Below are 21624 nucleotides of genomic sequence, written 5' to 3'. Positions count from 1 at the left end.
TATTTTTTATTTTAATTAAAATCGGTCAACATATAAAGTGTAGTTTGGTTATATTTGCAAGTTAAATATTTACAAAAAAAAGTTTTTATAGAAATGAAAGTTTTCAAATTCGGTGGTGCTTCGGTGAAAGATGCAGCCGGCGTTAGAAATGTTGCGAGTTTATTGCAATCTGTTGGTTACGAAAATACATGTATCATTGTTTCTGCTATGGGCAAGACAACAAATGCATTGGAAGAGGTAGTCAAACGCTATTTTGAAAAACAAGATTTCGAAAAAACAATTAACGAAGTAAAAGAACAGCACATTGCTTTAGCGACAGAATTATTTGATAATCCAGCTGAGGTTTCGAACGAAATTTCACAATTTTTTGATGATATCGTCTCGTTTTTAAGACGTAACAAATCACCAAATTATAGCTATGTATACGATCAAGTGGTTTGTTGTGGAGAATTAATCTCGACAAAAATTATTAGTATGTATCTTAATTCTATACAAATTAATAATGAATGGTTAGATGTTCGCGATTATATCAAAACAGATAATACATACCGCGAAGGAAAAGTAAATTGGGCGTTAACAGAAGAAAGTATTAAACGTTTACCAAATACAGGTTTGTTTATTACACAAGGTTTCTTAGGTTCTGATCCTAACTTTTTCACGACAACTTTAGGACGCGAGGGTTCAGATTATTCTGCGGCGATTTTTGCTTATTGTTTAAATGCAGATAGCATGACGATTTGGAAAGATGTTCCAGGAGTTTTGAATGCTGATCCTCGTTATTTCGAGAATGCAGAGTTGTTAAATCATATTTCTTATGAAGAAGCGATAGAATTGGCGTATTATGGTGCATCTGTTATTCACCCGAAAACGTTACAGCCGCTTCAACAAAAAGAAATTCCTTTCTTCGTAAAATCATTTATTAATCCTACAGAAGCAGGAACAGAGGTAGCGAAAGGTCAACCATTAGATCCAAAAGTACCTTGTTTTATCCTAAAAAGAGAGCAACATTTGATTCGTTTATCAAGTAAAGATTTCTCTTTTATTACAGAAGATAAATTGAGCGGAATTTTCAATAAACTATATGATTATCAAATCAAAGTAAATTTGATGCAAAATTCAGCAATTTCATTATCTTTATGTTTGGAGGATAAATATGACAACTTAGAAAAGTTTGTTGCAGATATGAACGAAGAGTATAAAGTGCAGGAAGAAAACAATGTTTTATTGTACACAATTCGCCATTTCGATGCAGATTCTGACAAAGTTGTTTCAAAAGAAAAAGAATTATTGCGACAAACAGTGCGCGAAACATTACAAATAGTTGTTAAAGCTTAAATGAGTTTAATCACGACACAAGATATCTATTCAGCTTCGGGTCTTTCTAAAATTGGTGTTTTAGGAAAACCTGTGGCTTGGGCATTGAAAAAAATTTTCAGTATAGATCAGTTAAACGATTTGTACAATCGTGGAAAGCATTTGCAATGCGAACCTTTTTTGGATTATTTGATTGATGATTTGGGAATGGATTACGAAATCCATGAAGAAGATTTAAAACGTATTCCAAAAGAAGGACCTTTTATTATTATTTCTAATCATCCGCTTGGAGCGTTGGATGGAATTATTTTGATGCATTTTATGTCAAAAATTCGTCCTGATTTCAAGGTAATGGGTAATTTTTTATTGCAAAAAATTAAACCATTAGAACCGATGATTATTCCAGTTAATCCTTTCGAAACTCGTAAAGATGCTTACAGTAGTCTTTCAGGAATGCGCGATGCATTAAAATTGTTGAGAGCTGGAGGTTGCTTAGGGATTTTTCCTGCGGGAGAAGTTTCTTATCGTGATGACGAAAGTAAAATTATCGACAGAGAATGGCAAGAATCAGCGATGAAATTGATCAAAAAAGCGAAAGTTCCTGTTGTACCAATGTTTTTTAGAGCACGAAATAGTAATATTTTTTACCGTGTAGCGAAGATTCATCCAGATTTTCAAACGGCGATGTTACCAGCTGAAATGATGAAGAAAAGAACACGTCCAATTCAAATTCGTATTGGAAAACCAATTTTACAAAAACAACAAGACGAGCATGTGTCTATAGAAGATTATTCTGAGTTTTTGAGAAAGAAAACATACATGCTTTCGTCATATTACAAACAAAAAAGAAGTCTAACTCAAGTCTTGAAAAATCCTTCGAATATTGAGTTGAAAATTCCGAATTTACCAAGCTTATCTTCTTCTAACAAAAAGGTTAAGCCGATTATTTTGGAAACTGCTTTAGACTTATTAATTCAAGATATTGAAACTTTACGAAAAGATGAACAAGCATTATTATTTACGAATAATAATTACGAATGTTTCTTTTCTACAGCTCAACAAATTCCAAATATATTAAGAGAAATTGGTCGTTTACGCGAGATAACATTCCGTGCGATAGGTGAAGGTACAAATGATGAAATTGACCTTGATCGATTTGATAATCATTATCACCATTTATTTTTGTGGGATAAGGATACGAATAAAATTGTTGGAGCATATCGTATGGCGATTGGTTCGGAAGTGTATGAAAAATATGGAATTAATGGATTTTATGTTCATGAATTATTCAATTTTGATCCAGAAATTCATCCATTTTTCAAGAAATGTATCGAAATGGGACGTGCTTTCGTTTCAGCTGAATATCAACAAAAGCCGATGCCATTGTTCTTATTATGGAGAGGAATTGTGCATGTAACGTTGAGAAATCCAAATCAGAAATTTATTATTGGAGGAGTGAGTATTAGTAATCAGTTTTCTGATTTCTCAAAATCTTTGATGATCGAATTTATGAAATCTCATTATTACGATTCTACTGTAGCGCAGTATGTGAGAGCAAAAAATGAGTTTAAGGTTAAGCTGAAAGAGGAAGATAAAGAATTTATTTTCGATGAATCTGAAGCTGATTTGAATAAATTTGATAAGTTAATTGATGAGCTTGAGCCCAATATGTTGAGATTACCTGTTTTGATTAAGAAATACATCAAACAAAACGCAAAAGTGATTGCTTTCAATGTTGATCCAAAATTTAATGATGCAATTGATGGCTTAATGTATATTAGAGTTTCTGATATTCCAGAATCTACTGTTCGCCCTGTTTTAGAGGATATTCAAGCAGAACTTGATAAAAAAATACAATCAGGAAAATTTGACGGAAATCTACTTTAAGATTCATGATGAATTTATAACATAAAAAATGCGCTCAACCTAGTTGAGCGCATTTATATTTTAGCTTCGCTATAAATTATTTAGCAACTGCTGTAGAATCAGCTACTGGAGCAACTGCTGTAGAATCAGTTGGAGCAACTGCTGTAGAATCAACTGCTGTAGAATCGTTAGCTGCTGTAGCTAAAGAATCAACTGCTGGTGCTTCTTCTACTGGTGCTTCTTCAGTTTTCTCTCCACAAGATACTGCTCCTAATGATAAAGCTGCTACTGCAACTACTGCGAAAAATTTTTTCATCTTTTTAAATTTTAATCGATTAATTTGATATGTCAAAGTTAGAATGATTTTGACCTGATATAATAAAAAATGATTGTAATTATTTTGTAAAACATTTTTTATTTTACAAAATATAGAATTACAATTATTTAAACGTTTATATTTTCCGAAATTATAAAATTTATAAGACAAAAAAATCCTCAAATTCTATAATTTTGAGGATGATTTTTGACTTATTACAAGTGTTTATTTTAAAACTTGTGCTTCTAATTTGAATTTTTCGATTTTATTTGAAATTAAATCCAATCTCAAATTATGAATACTTCCGATATGCGAAGTCTGAAATTCTTTGTGTGGTATATATGTTCCATTTTCTACAGATAAACCAACTTCTTTGTAAGCATCACGGAAAGGTGTTCCATTCTTAATCGCTTCATTAATATTTTCAACGGTATAAATCGGATCATATTTATCCTGATTCATATAGTTATCTTTAATCTGAAGTTGAGGAATCGCAAATGTTAAGATGTCAATAATATTATCAAATTGCATCATTGGTTCGAATAATATTTCTTTCAATATTTGATAATCACGGTGATATCCACTTGGAAGATTATTGATCGTCATCATAATATCATTCGGCAACGCCTGAATTCTATTGCAATGCGCACGAGTTAACTCAAACACATCTGGGTTTTTCTTGTGCGGCATAATCGATGAACCTGTTGTCATTTCGTTTGGCAACTTCACAAAAGCTAAATCTTGTGAATTGTATAAAACCAAATCGTACGACATTTTAGACAACGTTCCACAAATCATTGCCAAAGCTGTTGCGACAGATTTTTCTGTTTTTCCACGAAGCATTTGTGCACCAACAGAAGAAACTAAGATTTCTGAAAAACCTAATTCTTGTGTTGTTTGCAAACGATCAATTGGGAAACTTGTTCCGAAACCTGCACCAGAACCCAAAGGATTTTGATCAGAAATTTTATATGCAGCCTCAAAAAAGTATAAATCCGTCAATAAACTTTCTGCATATGCCGAAAACCACATTCCAAAACTACTTGGCATTGCCGCCTGAAAATGTGTGTATCCTGGTAATTGATGATTCTTGAATTCGTCTGCTTTTTGTAAGAAAATCTCAATTAAATTGACAATTTTTTCAGTTGTATGTTTTAAATACTCTTTCTTAAAAAGTTGAATTGCAACCAAAACTTGATCATTTCGAGAACGTGCAACGTGAATTTTTTTTCCAGCATCGCCAGTTTTTTCAATTAAATAAGCTTCAATTTTTGAATGTATATCTTCGAAATTTTCGTCGACTTCGAAATTATTTTCCGCAATCAGAACCAAAACTTCATCCAAAGCAATTTGCAACGCATCATTTTCTTCATTGGTAATCAAACCTGTTTTTGCCAGCATATTTGCCTGCGCTTTCGACGCTAATGCATCGTATTTCGCAAGATGAGCATCTAATTCTCTGTCTTTTCCAACAGTAAATTTTTCGATTTTATCATTAATGGTAAAACCTTTATCCCAAAGTTTCATATCTATAATAATGAATTAAGGGCGCAAAGTTAGTAAAAAGTTGCATAATATCTCATTAAACTTGTATAATTATTAATAATCATAAATATTTATTCATATTGAATATTTTTGATTGTTTTTTGAGAATGTTTAGACGATTGATAGCATTTTGAAAGATTGATTATTGAATGTTTATTAATATTTCGAAATAATTCAATTTCGTAAAAAAATGACCCAAAAATTATGGAGTTGATATTTTAAGAACCTTTTAATTTTTAACTTCTATTTATTTACGTTTAAAACATTGTTAAAGTGAAATTTAGACCTTTTTTATAATAATTCTAAATTATTGAAATATAACTAAAATATATCATTCTTTGATGAAAAATCTTTACTATAAACGTAATTTTGTGTACCAATTTATAGCTAAACGCGTATTTGTTTAGATGATTGTTAATGTAAGTTTTAGAATAAAACTCTGACTCAAATGCTTATGAGTGTTGAGTTTGTGTGAGTTAAATTATTAAAAATTACCCTTCGAAAAAATTACATACTTAGTTTGTATTCTGATAACAGTGGTTACCTATGCCAAAAATGATTTTTGTTGAAAATAATTTTTGCATAAGATGTGACGATACAGCGAAGTGTTATTATATAATTCATTTTGATTGGATGAAATCAGGTGTAAGTAGCTTGGTTTTAAACAATCTTTAATATTAAAAAGAAAAGATAGATAATTATGAGTCTTTACCAAGAGTATCTTAACGAGATTGAAGAAAGAAAAGGTCAAGGTTTACATCCAAAACCAATTGATGGTGCAGAATTACTAAGTGAAATCATTAATCAAATTAAAGATGTTAACAACGAATACCGCGAGGATTCTGTTAAATTCTTTATCTATAACACGTTGCCAGGAACAACTTCTGCTGCAGGTGTAAAAGCAAAATTTTTAAAAGAGATTATTTTAGGAGAAGCTACAGTTGCTGAAATTACACCAGCTTATGCTTTCGAATTGTTATCTCACATGAAAGGAGGGCCATCTATCGAGGTTCTTTTAGACTTAGCTTTAGGAAACGACGAAGCAATTGCAAAACAAGCTGCTGAAGTTCTTAAAACTCAAGTTTTCTTATACGATGCAGATACAGCTCGTTTAGGTGATGCTTTCAAAGCAGGAAATGCAATCGCAAAAGATATTTTAGAAAGTTATGCAAAAGCGGAGTTCTTTACTGAATTGCCAGCGGTTGCAGAAGAAATTAAAGTAGTGACTTACATTGCTGCTGAAGGTGATATTTCTACGGATTTATTGTCTCCAGGTAACCAAGCGCACTCTCGTTCTGATAGAGAATTGCACGGTCAATGTATGATTACGCCAGCTGCTCAAGCGGAAATCAAAGCATTACAAGCACAACATCCAGATGCTTCTGTGATGTTAATCGCTGAAAAAGGTACAATGGGAGTTGGTTCTTCTCGTATGTCAGGTGTTAACAACGTGGCTTTATGGACAGGAAAACAAGCGTCGCCTTACGTTCCTTTCGTAAATATTGCACCAATTGTTGCTGGTACAAACGGAATTTCTCCAATTTTCTTAACAACTGTTGATGTAACAGGTGGTATCGGAATCGATTTGAAAAACTGGAAAAAACAAGTTGATGCAAATGGTGATGTAGTACGTAACGAAGCTGGTGATCCTGTTTTAGAAGAAGTTTATTCAGTTGCTACAGGTACTGTTTTAACAATCAATACAAAAACTCAAAAATTATACAACGGAGACCAAGAGTTAATTGATATTTCAAGATCATTGACTCCTCAAAAAATGGAATTTATCAAAGCGGGTGGTTCTTACGCAATCGTTTTTGGTAAAAAAATCCAAACATTTGCTGCTCAAACTTTAGGTATCGAAGCTCCAACAGTTTTCGCTCCTTCAAAAGAGATTTCAAATGATGGTCAAGGTTTAACTGCGGTTGAAAAAATCTTCAATAACAATGCGGTTGGATCTACTCCAGGAAAAGTTTTACATGCTGGTTCTGACGTTCGTGTTAAAGTAAACATCGTAGGTTCTCAGGATACAACTGGTTTGATGACATCGCAAGAGTTAGAAGCAATGGCTGCTACAGTGATTGCTCCAACAGTAGATGGTGCTTATCAATCAGGATGTCACACAGCTTCAGTTTGGGATAAAAAAGCACAAGCAAATATTCCTAAATTGATGAAATTTATGAATGATTTCGGTGTAATTACAGCGCGTGACCCTAAAGGTGAATATCATGCAATGACTGACGTTATCCACAAAGTATTGAATGATATCACGATTGACGAATGGGCAATCATTATTGGTGGTGACTCACACACACGTATGTCTAAAGGTGTTGCTTTCGGTGCCGATTCAGGTACGGTAGCTTTAGCTTTAGCAACTGGTGAAGCGTCTATGCCAATTCCGGAATCTGTAAAAGTAACATTCAAAGGAGAGATGAAACAACACATGGATTTCCGTGATGTGGTTCACGCTACTCAAGCTCAAATGTTGAAACAATTTGATGGTGAGAATGTATTCCAAGGTCGTATCATCGAGGTACACATCGGTACATTATTAGCGGATCAAGCGTTTACATTTACAGACTGGACTGCAGAAATGAAAGCGAAAGCATCTATCTGTATTTCTCAAGATGATACATTAATCCAATCGTTAGAAATTGCAAAATCTCGTATCCAAATCATGATCGAGAAAGGAATGGATAACAAAAACCAAGTATTACAAGGATTAATTAACAAAGCTAACAAACGTATCGAAGAAATTAAATCGGGTGCTAAACCTGCTTTAACTCCAGATGTAAATGCTAAATATTATGCGGAAGTTGTAATTGACTTAGATATTATCGAAGAGCCAATGATTGCCGATCCAGACGTAAACAATGCTGACGTTTCTAAACGTTATACACACGACACCATCCGCGATTTAACTTACTATGGAGGTGATAAACACGTAGATTTAGGTTTCGTAGGTTCTTGTATGGTTCACAAAGACGATTTAAAAATCGTTTCTCAAATGTTACGTAACGTAGAAAAAGCGAATGGTAAAGTTGAGTTTAAAGCTCCTTTAGTTGTTGCTGCACCTACTTACAACATTATCGACGAATTGAAAGCGGAAGGTGATTGGGAAATGTTACAAAAATACTCAGGATTTGAGTTTAGCGATTTATTACCAAAATCTACTGCACGTACAGAATACGAAAACATTATGTACTTAGAGCGTCCTGGTTGTAACTTATGTATGGGTAACCAAGAAAAAGCAGCAAAAGGAGATACAGTAATGGCGACATCTACACGTTTATTCCAAGGTCGTGTGGTTGAAGACCGTGATGGTAAAAAAGGAGAATCTTTATTAGCATCAACTCCAGTAGTTGTTTTATCAGCGATTTTAGGACGTATTCCTTCTATCGAAGAGTACAAAACTGCAGTTGAAGGTATTAACTTAACAAAGTTTAAACCAATTTCAATGAACTAATTGTTTGTAGAAAATGATATAATAAAGGCTAACATTTCGGTGTTAGCCTTTTTTTGTGATAAATATATAATATTGCAAATAAATAAGTTAGAATTGTTTTAAATAAGATTATTAGCACGGTAAAGAGTTAGTAGTTTACAAATAATTCAGTATATTGGGGTATGTTTTTTGATAAATTAAAACCAATTAAATAAATCAATTATTATGGCATTTGATATAAATATGATTAAAGGCGTTTATGCAAAAATGCAAGAACATGTAGATGCTGCGAAAGCCATCGTAGGTCGCCCTTTGACTTATTCAGAGAAAATTTTATATGCTCACTTGTTTGACGGAAAACCTACACAAGCGTATACAAGAGGAGAATCTTATGTAGATTTTGCGCCAGATCGTGTAGCAATGCAAGATGCAACTGCTCAAATGGCTTTGTTGCAATTTATGCAAGCTGGAAAAACCAAAACGGCTGTTCCTTCTACGGTTCACTGTGATCACTTGATTCAAGCTAAAGTTGGTGCAAAAACCGATCTACAAGAGGCAATCAATAAATCTTCAGAAGTATTTAATTTCTTAGAATCAGTTTCTAATAAATATGGAATTGGATTCTGGAAACCAGGAGCAGGAATTATTCACCAAGTAGTTTTAGAAAACTATGCATTTCCAGGAGGAATGATGATTGGTACCGATTCTCACACGCCAAATGCAGGTGGATTAGGAATGGTAGCAATTGGTGTTGGTGGTGCTGATGCTGTTGATGTAATGTCTGGAATGGCTTGGGAATTAAAAATGCCAAAATTAATCGGAGTTAAATTAACGGGTAAATTATCTGGTTGGGCTGCTCCAAAAGACGTTATTTTAGAAGTTGCTGGACGTTTAACTGTAAAAGGTGGAACAGGAGCAATTGTAGAGTATTTTGGAGAAGGAGCAGAGTCTTTATCTGCAACAGGTAAAGGAACAATTTGTAATATGGGTGCAGAAATTGGAGCAACAACTTCAATCTTCGCTTATGATGATGCTTCAGAAAGATATTTAAGAGCGACTGATCGTAATGATGTTGCTGATGCTGCAAATGCTCACAAATCTTATTTACGTTCTGATGATGAAGTTTATGCAAATCCAGAAAACTTCTATGATCAATTAATTGAAATTAACTTATCTGAATTAGAGCCTCGTTTGAATGGTCCTTTTACGCCAGATTTAATGACACCAGTTTCTAAAATGAAAGAAACTGCTGCAGCTAATGGTTGGCCTTTAGATGTAGAATGGGGATTAATAGGGTCTTGTACAAACTCTTCTTACGAAGATTTAACACGTGCAGCTTCGATTGCGCAACAAGCTTTAGATAAAGGTTTAGAAGTGAAATCATCTTTTGGAATTAATCCTGGTTCTGAGGTAGTTCGTTATACTGCGGATCGTGATGGTTTATTAAAAACTTTCGAGGATTTAGATGCGGTTATCTTTACAAATGCTTGTGGACCTTGTATTGGTCAATGGGATCGTGAAGGAGCGGATAAAGAAGAAAAAAATACAATCGTTCACTCATTCAACCGTAACTTCAAAAAACGTGCGGACGGAAATCCAAATACATATGCTTTCGTAACATCACCTGAAATGGTTGCGGCTATTGCAATTTCTGGACGTTTAGATTTTAATCCATTAACAGATAAATTAATCAATAAATTTGGTGAAGAAGTAATGTTAGATGCTCCAAAAGGAGAGGAATTACCAACAAAAGGTTATGCTTACGAAGATAATGGATATCAAGCACCAGTTGAAGACGGTTCTCGTGTAGAAGTGATCGTAAATCCAAATTCTGAGCGTTTACAATTATTAGAAGGTTTCAAACCTTGGAATGGTGAAAATATTACTGGAGCTAAATTATTAATCAAAGCATTTGGTAAATGTACAACTGACCATATTTCTATGGCTGGACCTTGGTTACGTTTCCGTGGACACTTAGATAATATTTCGAATAATACATTGATTGGTGCCGTAAATGCATTCAACCAAGAAACAAATTCAGTTAAAAATCAATTAACAGGAGAATACGGACCAGTTCCAGATACTGCACGTGCATATAAAGCGGCAGGTGTACCTTCTGTAATTGTTGGTGACGAAAACTATGGAGAAGGTTCTTCTCGTGAGCATGCGGCGATGCAACCACGTCATTTAGGAGCTGTTGCAGTTTTAGTACGTTCTTTTGCACGTATCCACGAAACAAATCTTAAAAAGCAAGGAATGTTAGCGTTGACATTTGCTGACAAAGCAGATTATGATAAAGTACAAGAAGATGATACAATCAACTTTATTGATTTAACGGAATTTGCGCCAGAAAAACCTTTAACAATCGAGTTTGTTCATGCAGATGGATCTAAAGATTTAGTTGTAGCAAATCATACATACAATACACAACAAATTGAATGGTTCAAAGCTGGTTCAGCATTAAATTTAATTAAAGCGCAACAAGCGTAATAATTATTTCAACATAAAAAGTAAAAGCCGATGTATTTCTACATCGGCTTTTTTTAATTGAAAATATTTTTTTAAGATATTATTAACATTTGAAATACTAAAACAAAAAAAACCTCAATCATTTGATTGAGGTTTTAAGCAGTGGTGCCTCCAGGAATCGAACCAGGGACACAAGGATTTTCAGTCCTTTGCTCTACCAACTGAGCTAAGGCACCGCCTTAATTGTGATGCAAATATAGAGCGAAAATCCGTTCTACCAAACATTATTTAAAATATTTTTTAGACGAAAAAGCTATCTTGTTCATTTACCGAGAAATAAATTTTAAAATATTTTTATCTTTGCAAAAAATGAGTGGTTTTAATATTTTAATAGAGATTTAACAACTCATTTTTGCAATCTAATTTTTACAATTCGCAACAAATCATCATATTTGCGTCTTAGAATTCTATTATACATTCATAATGAAGTGGATTATTTGTAGTTTATCACTATTTAGCGTGGTAACAATAAAAGCTCAGTCAATATCAGTTTCACCTTATTCGGCATACGGAGTAGGGGAGCAATTGTTTGATAATAATACTGAACAAGCTGGTATGGGCGGTATCTCAACGGTTCCTACGAATCCTTTTGGACAAAGTGCGAATTTTTCGAATCCTGCAGCAAACCAAAACTTGCGTATGACAACTTTCAATGCAAGTGGAAGTGGAACTAATTATAATTTCAAATCTGGAACAGATAAAGAAAATGCAGGTCGTTTCAATGTTTCTAATATTTCATTGGCTTTTCCAGTTGGTGAAAAAGGAAGTTTCGGAGTTGGTTTTCAACCTTACACAGCGTTGGGATATGATATTATGAATACTTCTGAGAAAAATAATATCAAACAAACTGTACAGATGAAAGGTGATGGAGGGTTAAATAGTCTTCATGCTTTTTATTCAAGAAATCTTTCAAAAGGATTTTCTTTAGGTTTGCGTGTTAATTATCTTTTCGGAGAGTTGCAACGTAACGAGATTTTAGCTGTAGATGGAGCAAGTTTAGCTGTAGATTATAGCGATAAATCGAACTATCGTGGTGCTCAATTTACGTTAGGATCTATGTATACGAAGAAAATTGGAAAAAATAACAATTTAAACATTGGTGCTACTTATACATTAGGAACTAAGTTAAGAACAGATGTGACAGATCTTACAACTTCTTACACATATATCGGAACAACACAATATTCTGTAGATACAATTTCTATTATTAGAATTGATAATGGAAAAACTAAGATTCCACAACAATTTACTTTAGGAGCATCATATTCTAAAGATAATACGTGGTCGTTAGCTGTAGAAGCGAAATATAATAATTGGAAAGATTTCTCTCAACCATTAGAAGGTCAAAATACTACAATGTCTTCTGCAGTAGATTACAAAAACAATGTACGTTTGGCAGTTGGAGGATATTGGATTCCAGATTATAACAGTTACAAAAGTTATTTTAATCGTGTAACGTATCGCGCTGGGATGTATTATCAATCAGCTCAGTATTCTATTCACGGAACAGATATTGATGCTTATGGAGCAACTTTAGGTTTTGGATTTCCAATTGGAAAACAAAATGATGGCTCTATGATGAATATTTCGTTAGAGTACGGACAAAAAGGAAAAACAACAAACAACTTAATCAAAGAAAATTATTTAGGAGTTAAAGTTGGATTTGATATTAACGATATTTGGTTTAGAAAAAGAGTTATTGACTAATTTTGGACAAACAAAAATTGTATAAAAAAGCAAACGAAAAAGTTTTAATTAAACCGAGTATTGTATTTGGTCTGATTAGCGTTTTCGTTTTGCTTTTTTCTTGTAAAAAAGAACTTCCTCCTATCAGTAAAAAGAAGGTAGAATTCCCAACACGCACACTTATCAATGCAAATATTATCAACAAAGATTCTGGAAGAATTTCGGGTAATTTGCGTTCACCATTAATCGAAGAATATACAACCGTAGATTCTCCTTACACGATTTTTAGAAAAGGTTTAAACCTTGACTTTTATCAAAAAGGAAGTGTGAAACCAGGTTATTTTCAGGCAGATTGGGGAAGATTAAGTGATGTAACAGGAATCTACGAATGTAGAGGAAATGTAATTATCGTAAATGAGAAAGGTGATTCGTTGAAAAGCGAGCAATTATTTTGGAATAAGAAAAATAAAACAGTTTATACATCGAAAGAAGTTTACTTAATTAGCAAGGAAGGCGATTCGTTAACAGCGAAAAACGGTTTGCAAGCTACTGACGATTTAGAAACCTATACTTTATTCAATAATCAAGGATTTAAGTATGTTGATGATAATCAAAAATTCTAAAGAGCGTTAAAAAAATTAACAAAAAAGCGCATACTTGTCGCTTCTTCTATTTTATTATTCAATGTATTGTCGTATTTTCGCCACCTATTATAGAAATAACATTAAAATAAAACAATGGCAGTTTTAGGAGAAATTCGTAAAAAAACTTGGCTGATCTTCGTGGTAATCGGAGTTGCAATGTTAGCTTTCGTTGCAGGAGATTTATTCGGAGAGAATTCAAAAATAAAACAATTATTTACTGGAGATCCGTCTGTAGTTGGTACAGTGAACGGAGAACCTATTGGTATTGCAGAATATCAGAGTGCGTACGATCAAACACAAAAGATGTACGAAAATCAAGGTCAAACTGCAACTCCAAATCAAATTGCTCAACAAACTTGGAACAGCTTAGTTAGTCAGAAAGTGTTGAAACAACATGCTGAAAAATTAGGTTTAAAAGTTTCTGATGATGAATTTTGGAGCTATACAGCTCAAAACTTCGGAATGGCATCTGGTGCAGAAGCACAACAACAGATTGCTCAATTAGAAGCGAATGCGGCATCAAGCCCAGAAGCGCAACAACAATATAGAGGTTGGTTGCAAACTGCTGAACAAATAAAATTACAGATTTTATCTCAAAAATATTTTGGTTATGTAATGGCTGGTACAGCGGTTACAGGTAAAGAAGCGGATATTCAACAAGGATACAATATTTCGAATGCAAATATTCAGTATGCATTTGTTGATTATGCAACTTTGGCTAAAAAATTAAATGTAAAAGTAACAGACGAAGAAATTTCTGCTTACGAAGCGAAATATCCAAAATTGTTCAAAGCAGAAGGTTTAGTAAAATTAAGTTACACTTATTTCCCTGCTGGAGCTTCGACTGCTGATGACGCTGTTGCTTTAGCAAACATCAAAAAGTATCTGTCAACTCAAATTGTTCATGACGAAGTAAACAATGTTACAGATACAATTGCAGCATTTGGTTCTGCAAAAAGTGATTCGGTTTATGTGACTCAAAATTCTGAGAAACCATTTATTCCAAATTATTTTACAAAAGCAGAATTGGAACAAGCTCAATTAGGACCAGAAGCTACAAACTTCTTGAAAACTGCTACAGTTGGACAAATTGGTGGACCTTTCAAAATTGGAAATACATACCAATTATACAAACTTTCGAAATCGAAAGAAGTAAAAGATTCTGTAAAATCTAGTCACATCTTAGTTTCTTATACAGGAAGTGCTGCTGGAAACGGAGTAAAACGTACAAAAGACGAAGCAAAAAAATTAGCTGAGCAAATTTTAGCTGAAGTAAAAGCTAATCCAGCTTCTTTTGGAGAAGTTGCTTCAACAAAATCTGATGATAAATCATCTGCTGTACAAAAAGGAAGCATTGGTTGGGTTGGAAAAAACAATCAATTAGATCAAACTTACAATGGATTTATTTTTACAAAACCAGTTGGAACAGTTGATTTGGTAGAATCTCAATTCGGATTTCACATTATCAAAGTTGATGACGCGAAAAACAAAACAGCTTATCAAGTTGCAAACATTGTAAAAACGATCGAGCCTTCTAAAGCAACAACAGAAAAAGCATTTACAAATGCTAGAACATATGTTCAGAATGTTGAAGGAAAATCATTGAATGATTTCAAAAATACTGCGAAAAAAGGTGGTTATTTAAATAATACAACAGAAGGTATTGAGCGTTATGCTGCGATTGGTCAAGATATTCCAAACGATCAGGACGGAGATATCTTAAAATGGGCTTTTGGCAAGAAAACAGATAAAGGGGCAACAAACTTGTTTACATCTTCTACAGGAGATTACATCGTTGTTCATTTAGTTGAAAAATTTGACAAAGGTTTGGCGCATCCAAGTGTTGTTCGTCAATATGTAGAGCCAGTTTTGATGCACGAAAAAGTTGCTAAATTGGTTGACGAGCAAGTTGCGAATGGTGGATTGAATGCTTTTGCTTCTAAATTTGGAGCGAAAAAAGGAAATGCTACGGTTAACTTCTCTAATTCTAATTTAACTGGAATTGGTTTAGAGCCTAAAGTTGTAGGAGCTGCGTTTGGTGTAAAACCAAATCAATCTTCTAAAGCGATTGCAGGTAATGCTGGAGTTTTCTACATTATTCCTTCAAATCAACAAATTCAAAAGAATCAAAAAGGTTCAATGATTTTGGATAATTTAAACCGTCAATTACAAGGACGTTTCCAACAAACATTGTTACAATCATTGATTCAAGCTGCTGAAGTGGTAGATAACCGTGACAGAGCTTTACGTTAAGATTTAAAAAATTTCTTATAATAAATAAAAAAACCGCTCGAAGAATTCTTCGGGCGGTTTTTGTTTTATATTTAAGGATAAATTAGATTTATGATAAACGCAAAATATATTCTATATTTCTTTGGATTAATATCATTAATTTCTTGTGAATCATTTATAAGATTTAATGGTAATGTTTATAATTCCGAAAATGAACCTATTTCTGATGCTAAGATAACCGTATTATTGAGAAAAAATGATACTATAAAAAAAGTAGGATTTGAGTTGGATACAATTTTATCAGAAGAAAGAGAGAAATTAAGAAAAAAGGGTATTAAAGACGATTTCTATATTAATGCAATGGGAGAATACTATAAACCAAAAGTATTATTTACAGATAAAAACGGCTTTTTCAATACTAGGACAATATTAATACCTTGTGGTTTTAAATGTCCTAAAGTGAATTTGATTGTAGAGAAAGAAAATAATAAAAAAGTTATTCTACTGGATAATAAACTTAAGCGTGACAGTATGAATATTATTTTAGATTAATTTTATCAATAAAACCGTCAATTCGAGTGAAATTCGTTTAGAATTTTGTATCGAGAATAAGGATTTATAAGATAAAATTCTTCTTAATTCTCGATACAATTTTTACTCATATAAATAAATTACCATAAAAAACTCCCAAGCTATAAAGTTTGGGAGTTTTTGGTTTATTTAATTTGAGCTTTTATTAAGTCAAACTTTTCTTCTAAAAGTAGTTTGTATAATTCTTTAACTTCATTCCAGTCTTTAGCTTTATACTTAGTACCTATTTCATCAAATGTTATAATTAAATCTAATGATTTTGAAGTTTCTATAACATTTTCAAAATCATCATCAGAAATTACAGAAACCCAAAATACGCTATGTTCATCATCTGTTTCATTAATTTCAATTATAGCTTTCTCAATATCAGAAAATGTAATATTATCTTTATTATAACCTCCTAAGTATTGGATATAGTTTTCAATCATACAAATTAGTTATTATTGATCAAACCCATTTGGATATTCGCCTTTTACAAGCTCTATTTTCGCTTCTACAGCTTTTTGTAAATCTTCTTGATATTTGATTAATCTTTCTTGTAAAGTTGGATTAGTAGCACCTAAAATACGCGCTGCCAAAATTCCTGCATTCTTCGCTGCATTTACAGCAACTGTTGCAACTGGAATTCCATTTGGCATTTGCAAAATAGATAAAATCGAATCCCAACCATCAATCGAATTTGATGATTTAATTGGAACACCAACCACAGGAAGTGGTGTAATAGACGCAACCATTCCTGGTAAATGTGCAGCGCCACCAGCCCCAGCTATAATAACATTTATTCCACGTTCATGTGCTGTTTTTGCATAATCAAACATACGTTGTGGTGTACGATGTGCCGAAACAATTGTTAATTCGAAAGGGATATTTAATTCTGTTAATAGATCAGCAGCTTGTTTCATGATAGGCAAATCGCTATCACTTCCCATTATAATTCCTACCATAGTTGTTACTTTTTTGCCACGACTTTCACCGTTGCATTCACTTGTTTTATGTTTTGTTTTAATTGTTCTAAATCATCGTTCACCAATGTCACATGCCCCATTTTTCGACCTGGTTTGGTGATTGTTTTCGCATACCAATGTAAAAACGTTCCTGGAATCGCCAATAATTCTTCAATATTTTCGATTTCGGCTTGTCCAGTTTGTCCTTCGGCTCCAATCAAATTGACCATTGCAGAAGTTGTAAACAATTTTGTAGAACCAAGTGGCAATTGCATTAAGGTTCTTAACATTTGATCGAATTGTGATGAATAAGCCGCTTCAATTGTTGAATGCCCAGAATTGTGAACACGAGAAGCGGTTTCGTTTACCCAAATCGATTGATCTTTGTTTAAGAATAATTCAACTGCGAAAACTCCTGGAGATTTCAATGCTTTTACAACATCTCGCGCAATTTGTTCCGCTTTATCAGTGATTTCTTTCGGAAGTGTAGAAGGCATCAATAAATAATCTAACAAATTATATTCTTCGTTGATGACAAATTCTACCGTTGGATAAGTGACAATATTTCCTAAATGATCGGCAACCGTAACAACCGCAATTTCACGATCTAAATCGGCTGGCGTTTCGAAAATTGAAGGAGCTTGAAGCATTTTGTCTAAATCAACTTCAGATTTTAGGAACTGAACACCTTTTCCATCATAACCATCTTTTCGAGATTTTTGAAAAATCGGATAATTGATATCTTGTTTCGATTTTAAATCTTTCCAATCATCTAATCCAAAATAAGGCGCAGTCGGAATATTATTTTTGACATAAAATTCTTTCTGAACTCCTTTGTCTTGAATAATCGCTAAAGCTTCAGGATCTGGAACAACGCGTTTTCCAATTGATTTTAGATAACGTAACGCCTCAACATTTACATGCTCAATTTCTATTCCGATAGCATCTAAACCTTTTCCAAATGCAACAACCGTTTCATAATCTTTGAAATCGCCTTGTACAAAATGATGTGCATGTGGTGCGCAAGGTGCATCAGCAGCTGGATCTAAAATACTAATCTCGCAAGGATATTGCAATGCATTTTGCAAAAACATATATCCCAATTGTCCTCCTCCTAAAATTCCGATTTTTATCATATTGCGAAGTTAATGAATAATATAATTTCTATTTTTACGAGAATTAAAAAAGTATTGACGAGATGTTAACAAAATGGAGTAGAATTTTATTTTTTGTATTTGCTGGAATTTATTTAACGAGCAAGAGTTTTTATCAATATTTTGTATTCGATATGTTGGTGCAATATTCTATTTATGCGCTGATTATTGCTTTTTTCTTGTGTTTGATTTACAATTATTCAATTCGAAAAGAAGAAAAGAAAAATATTTTATGGTTGATTCCTTTGGTTGCGATTCCGATTATTACGTACAAAAACATAGGAAATTTCTATTTTGGAGAAAATGCAAAAGGAGAAAAATCGAATTTTAAAATTACGTCGATCAATATTTTTTCTCAAAATGAAGAATTTCAACATCTAAAAGATTATTTAGCTAAAGATAAAAGTGATGTAATTGTTTTACAAGAATTAACGCCTGCTTGGCAAAAACATGTAGAGTTTATCCGAAAAGAATATCCATATTATAAAGAAGAGGTGAGAAGTAACAATTTTGGAATTGCGATTTATTCTAAAATTCCATTCTCTAAAGTATCTACAAAAAATTATATTGATGAAATGCATCCGTCTATTTTAGCGGAAATTATTGTAGACGCTAAGCTGGTAAGCATTTTAGCAACACATCCTGTTCCGCCTTTACCAAATCAGGCTCGTTTTGAAAGACGAAATAAACAATACGAATTGATGAAGCAAGAAATTGATGCTTTACCGAATGAAAATATCATTTTAGTTGGCGATTTGAATTCAACAGTTTATTCTCCGAACTTCAAATTGGTGCAATCGGATAAAATGAAAGATGCTCGTTCTGGTTTTGGATTGAATAATTCTTGGAATGCTTTTATTCCAATTTTCCGCACAAATATTGACCAATGTTGGGTTTCGAAGAAAATAAAAGTGACCAATTTTTATCGTGGAGATGATATAAAATCAGATCATTTTCCGATTGTTGCAGAACTGAAAATAGATTAAGAATTTGGGTTAATTTTTAAATTTCAAAAAAAAGATTACCTTTGAAATTCAATCGAAAGGGGTGCTTCTTTACAAGAGGCTGAGATTACACCCAAAGAACCTGGGCAGGTAATGCTGCTAAGGGAACTGGTACTTCACCAAATTACATTCGCGCGTAAATTATAAAAGTGTAAGATGGCTCCTTTCATAATATTTTTTAAAATTAATTATGAAAAGGTCGATTTTTTTATTGTCATTATTTGGTGCATCTATTCTTTATGCACAAGAAAAAGATTCTATTCAAAAAGAAGAAATTCAATTAGGAGAAGTTTCAATTGTCGAAAAACTTCCAATTACAGTTGAAAAGGTAACTGATAAAATGTTACAAAAGAAGAATTTGGGGCAAGATGTTCCAACTTTGTTAAATTCTGCTACGTCTGTTTCTATAACTTCCGATACAGGAACGGGAATTGGTTATTCATCGATTAAAATTCGTGGACTTAATGAGCAATCAATCAATGTTACATTAAATGGAATTCCGCTTAATAATCCTGAGTCTCAAGGTGTTTTCTGGGTGAATATGCCAGATTTGGCTTCGTCTACAAGTTCTATGATGATTCAGAGAGGAGTTGGAACTTCATCAAATGGAATGGCTTCTTTTGGAGCAAGTGTTAACATCGAATCTCAAAATCCGTCTACTATTCCTTTTGCAGAAGCAAATATTTCTTTCGGAAATTATAAAACGCAAAAGTATACAATTCAGGCTAGTACTGGAAAAATACTAAACAATAAATTGAGTATTGATGGACGTTTTTCTAAGATAAATTCGGATGGCTATGTAGACAGATCTTGGTCAGATTTAATCTCTTATGATTTTACAGCTCTATATGAATTAAATGAAAAAACAAAGTTTAGATTTCAGAATATGTTTGGAAAAGAGCAAACATATCAAGCATGGAGTGGTGTAGATGCTGAAACTTTAAAAAATGATAGAACATATAATTTTGAAGGAGAGATTTTAGACGAAAATGGAAAGGTTGAAGGTTTTTATAAAAATCACACCGATAATTATCGTCAAAATCATTATTTTCTTTCGTGGTTACAAGATTTTGGGAATAATTGGAAATCAAATTTAACATTTCATTATACAAAAGGTAAAGGATATTACGAGAGCTATAAAAATAATCGCAATTTGAAACGTTATAAATTGGATTATTTATCGTCAGAAAAAAGAAATTTAATCAATCGAGAATATCTTGATAATGATTTTTATGGTTTTAATCTTGAAGTTGAAAATCAAAAATTAAACGATTTCAAAGTATTTTTCGGATTATCTGCAAACGAATATGATGGCGATCATTATGGAAATGTCTTATGGGTAAAAGGCACAGATTTTAAAGATAAGGATTTCAAATATTACAACAATCGTTCTGTGAAAAAACAATTGGCTGCTTATGCCAAAGTGTTGTATCAATTGAATAAATTTGAATTGTTTGGTGATTTGCAATATCGTTATGTTGATTATGATGCGAAATATTTGCCAAATGGAGAAAATGATTTGGAAGATTTTAGACCTTTTTCGGATAAATTCAATTTTGTGAATCCAAAAGCTGGGTTAAATTTTAAAATTAATTCTTCAAATGTAATGTATGCTTCGTACGGAATTTCCCATCGTGAGCCGCTTCGCGTAGATTATGAGAATAATGGTAAACGTCCTACAGCTGAGTTTTTGCAAGATTATGAATTGGGTTATAAAAAGTCTGGACAACTTTCTTTGAGTGCGAATTTGTATTACATGGCCTACAAAAATCAATTGGTTCCAACTGGGAAATTGAATGATGTAGGAACGCCAATTCGCGAAAATTCTGGAAAAAGTTACAGACGAGGAGTCGAATTTGATGCAAACTATAAGATTATTCCAAATCGTTTGAATGTTTTTGGAAATATTACGTTTAGCGAAAATAAACACGATAATTATAAAGAAGAAGTTTGGGATACTGATGGAAATTCTTCTGTCAAAGAGTACGGAAAGACAAAAATTGCGCTTTCACCAGATGTGATTTCGGCTTTTGGTTTTGAAGTTATTCCTTTCAAAAACCTGTTGATTAATTTGACGAATAAATATGTTGGTGAACAATATTTATCAAATACAGAACCCGCAGATGGAAAATTAGATAGTTATTTGGTTTCGGATCTTTTGATTCGATATTCGCCCAAAGTAAAAGGAATTAAAAACCTTGAATTTTCGTTTTTGATTAATAATTTATTTGATGTGAAATACGAATCGAATGGTTACTATTACGAAGGTGGATATTATTTCCCTCAAGCCGGAATTAATGTTTTGGGCGGAGTTGGAATTCGTTTGTAAAAAGTCAAAAGCTCGAGATTTATCTCGA

The 21624-nt window shown here is 32.9% G+C and carries 15 protein-coding genes, 1 tRNA gene and 1 riboswitch; of the genes, 10 read left to right on the top strand and 6 right to left on the bottom strand.

Features of this window, described 5'->3' with window-relative positions; genetic code table 11:
• Positions 1 to 93 precede the first annotated feature (93 nt).
• Both N5D46_RS03825 and N5D46_RS03820 read left to right on the top strand, forming a co-directional pair.
• A complete protein-coding gene (locus N5D46_RS03825; RefSeq protein ID WP_114998303.1) occupies positions 94 to 1335 on the top strand; it encodes an aspartate kinase in 1242 nt (413 codons plus the stop codon).
• A complete protein-coding gene (locus N5D46_RS03820; RefSeq protein ID WP_280049226.1) occupies positions 1336 to 3201 on the top strand; it encodes a lysophospholipid acyltransferase family protein in 1866 nt (621 codons plus the stop codon).
• Positions 3202 to 3277: 76 nt separating this feature from the next.
• Here N5D46_RS03820 and N5D46_RS03815 read toward each other — a convergent pair whose 3' ends face one another.
• Positions 3278 to 3496 (bottom strand): hypothetical protein, encoded by a 219-nt coding sequence (locus N5D46_RS03815; RefSeq protein WP_219034267.1) that lies wholly within the window; start codon positions 3494 to 3496, stop codon positions 3278 to 3280.
• Between the two features lie 225 nt (positions 3497 to 3721).
• Positions 3722 to 5023 carry an argininosuccinate lyase gene (gene argH, locus N5D46_RS03810; protein ID WP_219034266.1) on the bottom strand — a complete coding sequence of 434 codons (1302 nt, stop codon included), beginning with the start codon at positions 5021 to 5023 and terminating at the stop codon, positions 3722 to 3724.
• Between the two features lie 718 nt (positions 5024 to 5741).
• Between argH and N5D46_RS03805 the strand changes: the two genes are divergently transcribed.
• Positions 5742 to 8504 (top strand): bifunctional aconitate hydratase 2/2-methylisocitrate dehydratase, encoded by a 2763-nt coding sequence (locus tag N5D46_RS03805; protein ID WP_280049225.1) that lies wholly within the window; start codon positions 5742 to 5744, stop codon positions 8502 to 8504.
• Between the two features lie 204 nt (positions 8505 to 8708).
• Positions 8709 to 10973: an aconitate hydratase gene (locus N5D46_RS03800; RefSeq protein ID WP_280049224.1), complete on the top strand. Its 2265-nt coding sequence runs from the start codon at positions 8709 to 8711 to the stop codon at positions 10971 to 10973.
• A gap of 142 nt (positions 10974 to 11115) precedes the next feature.
• Here the strand turns inward: N5D46_RS03800 and N5D46_RS03795 are convergent.
• Positions 11116 to 11188, bottom strand: a tRNA-Phe gene (locus N5D46_RS03795).
• Between the two features lie 247 nt (positions 11189 to 11435).
• Here N5D46_RS03795 and N5D46_RS03790 point away from each other — a divergent pair.
• The 4 genes from N5D46_RS03790 to N5D46_RS03775 all read left to right on the top strand — a co-directional run bounded on the left by N5D46_RS03790 (position 11436) and on the right by N5D46_RS03775 (position 16126).
• Positions 11436 to 12719 carry an aromatic hydrocarbon degradation protein gene (locus tag N5D46_RS03790; protein WP_257468088.1) on the top strand — a complete coding sequence of 428 codons (1284 nt, stop codon included), beginning with the start codon at positions 11436 to 11438 and terminating at the stop codon, positions 12717 to 12719.
• A gap of 2 nt (positions 12720 to 12721) precedes the next feature.
• Positions 12722 to 13321 carry an LPS export ABC transporter periplasmic protein LptC gene (lptC, locus tag N5D46_RS03785; RefSeq protein ID WP_115002176.1) on the top strand — a complete coding sequence of 200 codons (600 nt, stop codon included), beginning with the start codon at positions 12722 to 12724 and terminating at the stop codon, positions 13319 to 13321.
• A 114-nt stretch (positions 13322 to 13435) separates the two neighbouring features.
• Positions 13436 to 15595: a SurA N-terminal domain-containing protein gene (locus tag N5D46_RS03780; protein WP_280049222.1), complete on the top strand. Its 2160-nt coding sequence runs from the start codon at positions 13436 to 13438 to the stop codon at positions 15593 to 15595.
• 90 nt (positions 15596 to 15685) lie between these two features.
• Positions 15686 to 16126 (top strand): hypothetical protein, encoded by a 441-nt coding sequence (locus N5D46_RS03775; protein ID WP_280049221.1) that lies wholly within the window; start codon positions 15686 to 15688, stop codon positions 16124 to 16126.
• A gap of 164 nt (positions 16127 to 16290) precedes the next feature.
• On the opposite strand, the gene N5D46_RS03770 is transcribed toward N5D46_RS03775, so the two are convergent.
• From N5D46_RS03770 to N5D46_RS03760, 3 genes are read right to left on the bottom strand one after another with little or no spacing between them, the layout of a single operon-like run.
• Entirely contained in the window at positions 16291 to 16593 is a 303-nt protein-coding gene (locus tag N5D46_RS03770; RefSeq protein WP_280049220.1) for a hypothetical protein, read from the bottom strand.
• 12 nt (positions 16594 to 16605) lie between these two features.
• Complete coding sequence (gene purE, locus N5D46_RS03765) at positions 16606 to 17109, bottom strand: 5-(carboxyamino)imidazole ribonucleotide mutase (RefSeq protein WP_280049219.1); 504 nt, start codon at positions 17107 to 17109, stop codon at positions 16606 to 16608.
• A gap of 5 nt (positions 17110 to 17114) precedes the next feature.
• Positions 17115 to 18245: a 5-(carboxyamino)imidazole ribonucleotide synthase gene (locus N5D46_RS03760; RefSeq protein WP_280049218.1), complete on the bottom strand. Its 1131-nt coding sequence runs from the start codon at positions 18243 to 18245 to the stop codon at positions 17115 to 17117.
• 62 nt (positions 18246 to 18307) lie between these two features.
• Here N5D46_RS03760 and N5D46_RS03755 point away from each other — a divergent pair, with 62 nt between their 5' ends.
• Together N5D46_RS03755 and N5D46_RS03750 are read left to right on the top strand one after the other, a co-directional pair.
• Positions 18308 to 19249: an endonuclease/exonuclease/phosphatase family protein gene (locus N5D46_RS03755; protein WP_280049217.1), complete on the top strand. Its 942-nt coding sequence runs from the start codon at positions 18308 to 18310 to the stop codon at positions 19247 to 19249.
• A 47-nt stretch (positions 19250 to 19296) separates the two neighbouring features.
• A riboswitch (TPP riboswitch) is annotated at positions 19297 to 19391 on the top strand.
• A gap of 66 nt (positions 19392 to 19457) precedes the next feature.
• The gene (locus tag N5D46_RS03750) at positions 19458 to 21596 is read left to right on the top strand and encodes a TonB-dependent receptor (protein ID WP_115002157.1); all 2139 of its coding nucleotides are present in this window, start codon (positions 19458 to 19460) and stop codon (positions 21594 to 21596) included.
• Positions 21597 to 21624: the final 28 nt, after the last annotated feature.

Source organism: Empedobacter sp. GD03865, assembly GCF_029840775.1.
GTDB lineage: Bacteria > Bacteroidota > Bacteroidia > Flavobacteriales > Weeksellaceae > Empedobacter > Empedobacter falsenii_B.
The sequence above is the reverse complement of the archived record's forward strand: the minus strand, read 5'-3'. Positions and strand labels throughout refer to the sequence as shown.

Bases quoted from the DNA above. Each gene is read 5' to 3' on its own strand.
- N5D46_RS03750 (WP_115002157.1), top strand. From the start codon at position 19,458: ATGAAAAGGTCGATTTTTTTATTGTCATTATTTGGTGCATCTATTCTT.
- N5D46_RS03815 (WP_219034267.1), bottom strand. From the start codon at position 3,496: ATGAAAAAATTTTTCGCAGTAGTTGCAGTAGCAGCTTTATCATTAGGA.
- N5D46_RS03760 (WP_280049218.1), bottom strand. From the start codon at position 18,245: ATGATAAAAATCGGAATTTTAGGAGGAGGACAATTGGGATATATGTTT.
- argH (WP_219034266.1), bottom strand. From the start codon at position 5,023: ATGAAACTTTGGGATAAAGGTTTTACCATTAATGATAAAATCGAAAAA.
- N5D46_RS03770 (WP_280049220.1), bottom strand. From the start codon at position 16,593: ATGATTGAAAACTATATCCAATACTTAGGAGGTTATAATAAAGATAAT.
- N5D46_RS03800 (WP_280049224.1), top strand. From the start codon at position 8,709: ATGGCATTTGATATAAATATGATTAAAGGCGTTTATGCAAAAATGCAA.
- purE (WP_280049219.1), bottom strand. From the start codon at position 17,109: ATGGTAGGAATTATAATGGGAAGTGATAGCGATTTGCCTATCATGAAA.
- N5D46_RS03825 (WP_114998303.1), top strand. From the start codon at position 94: ATGAAAGTTTTCAAATTCGGTGGTGCTTCGGTGAAAGATGCAGCCGGC.
- N5D46_RS03820 (WP_280049226.1), top strand. From the start codon at position 1,336: ATGAGTTTAATCACGACACAAGATATCTATTCAGCTTCGGGTCTTTCT.
- N5D46_RS03805 (WP_280049225.1), top strand. From the start codon at position 5,742: ATGAGTCTTTACCAAGAGTATCTTAACGAGATTGAAGAAAGAAAAGGT.
- N5D46_RS03755 (WP_280049217.1), top strand. From the start codon at position 18,308: ATGTTAACAAAATGGAGTAGAATTTTATTTTTTGTATTTGCTGGAATT.
- N5D46_RS03775 (WP_280049221.1), top strand. From the start codon at position 15,686: ATGATAAACGCAAAATATATTCTATATTTCTTTGGATTAATATCATTA.
- N5D46_RS03780 (WP_280049222.1), top strand. From the start codon at position 13,436: ATGGCAGTTTTAGGAGAAATTCGTAAAAAAACTTGGCTGATCTTCGTG.
- N5D46_RS03790 (WP_257468088.1), top strand. From the start codon at position 11,436: ATGAAGTGGATTATTTGTAGTTTATCACTATTTAGCGTGGTAACAATA.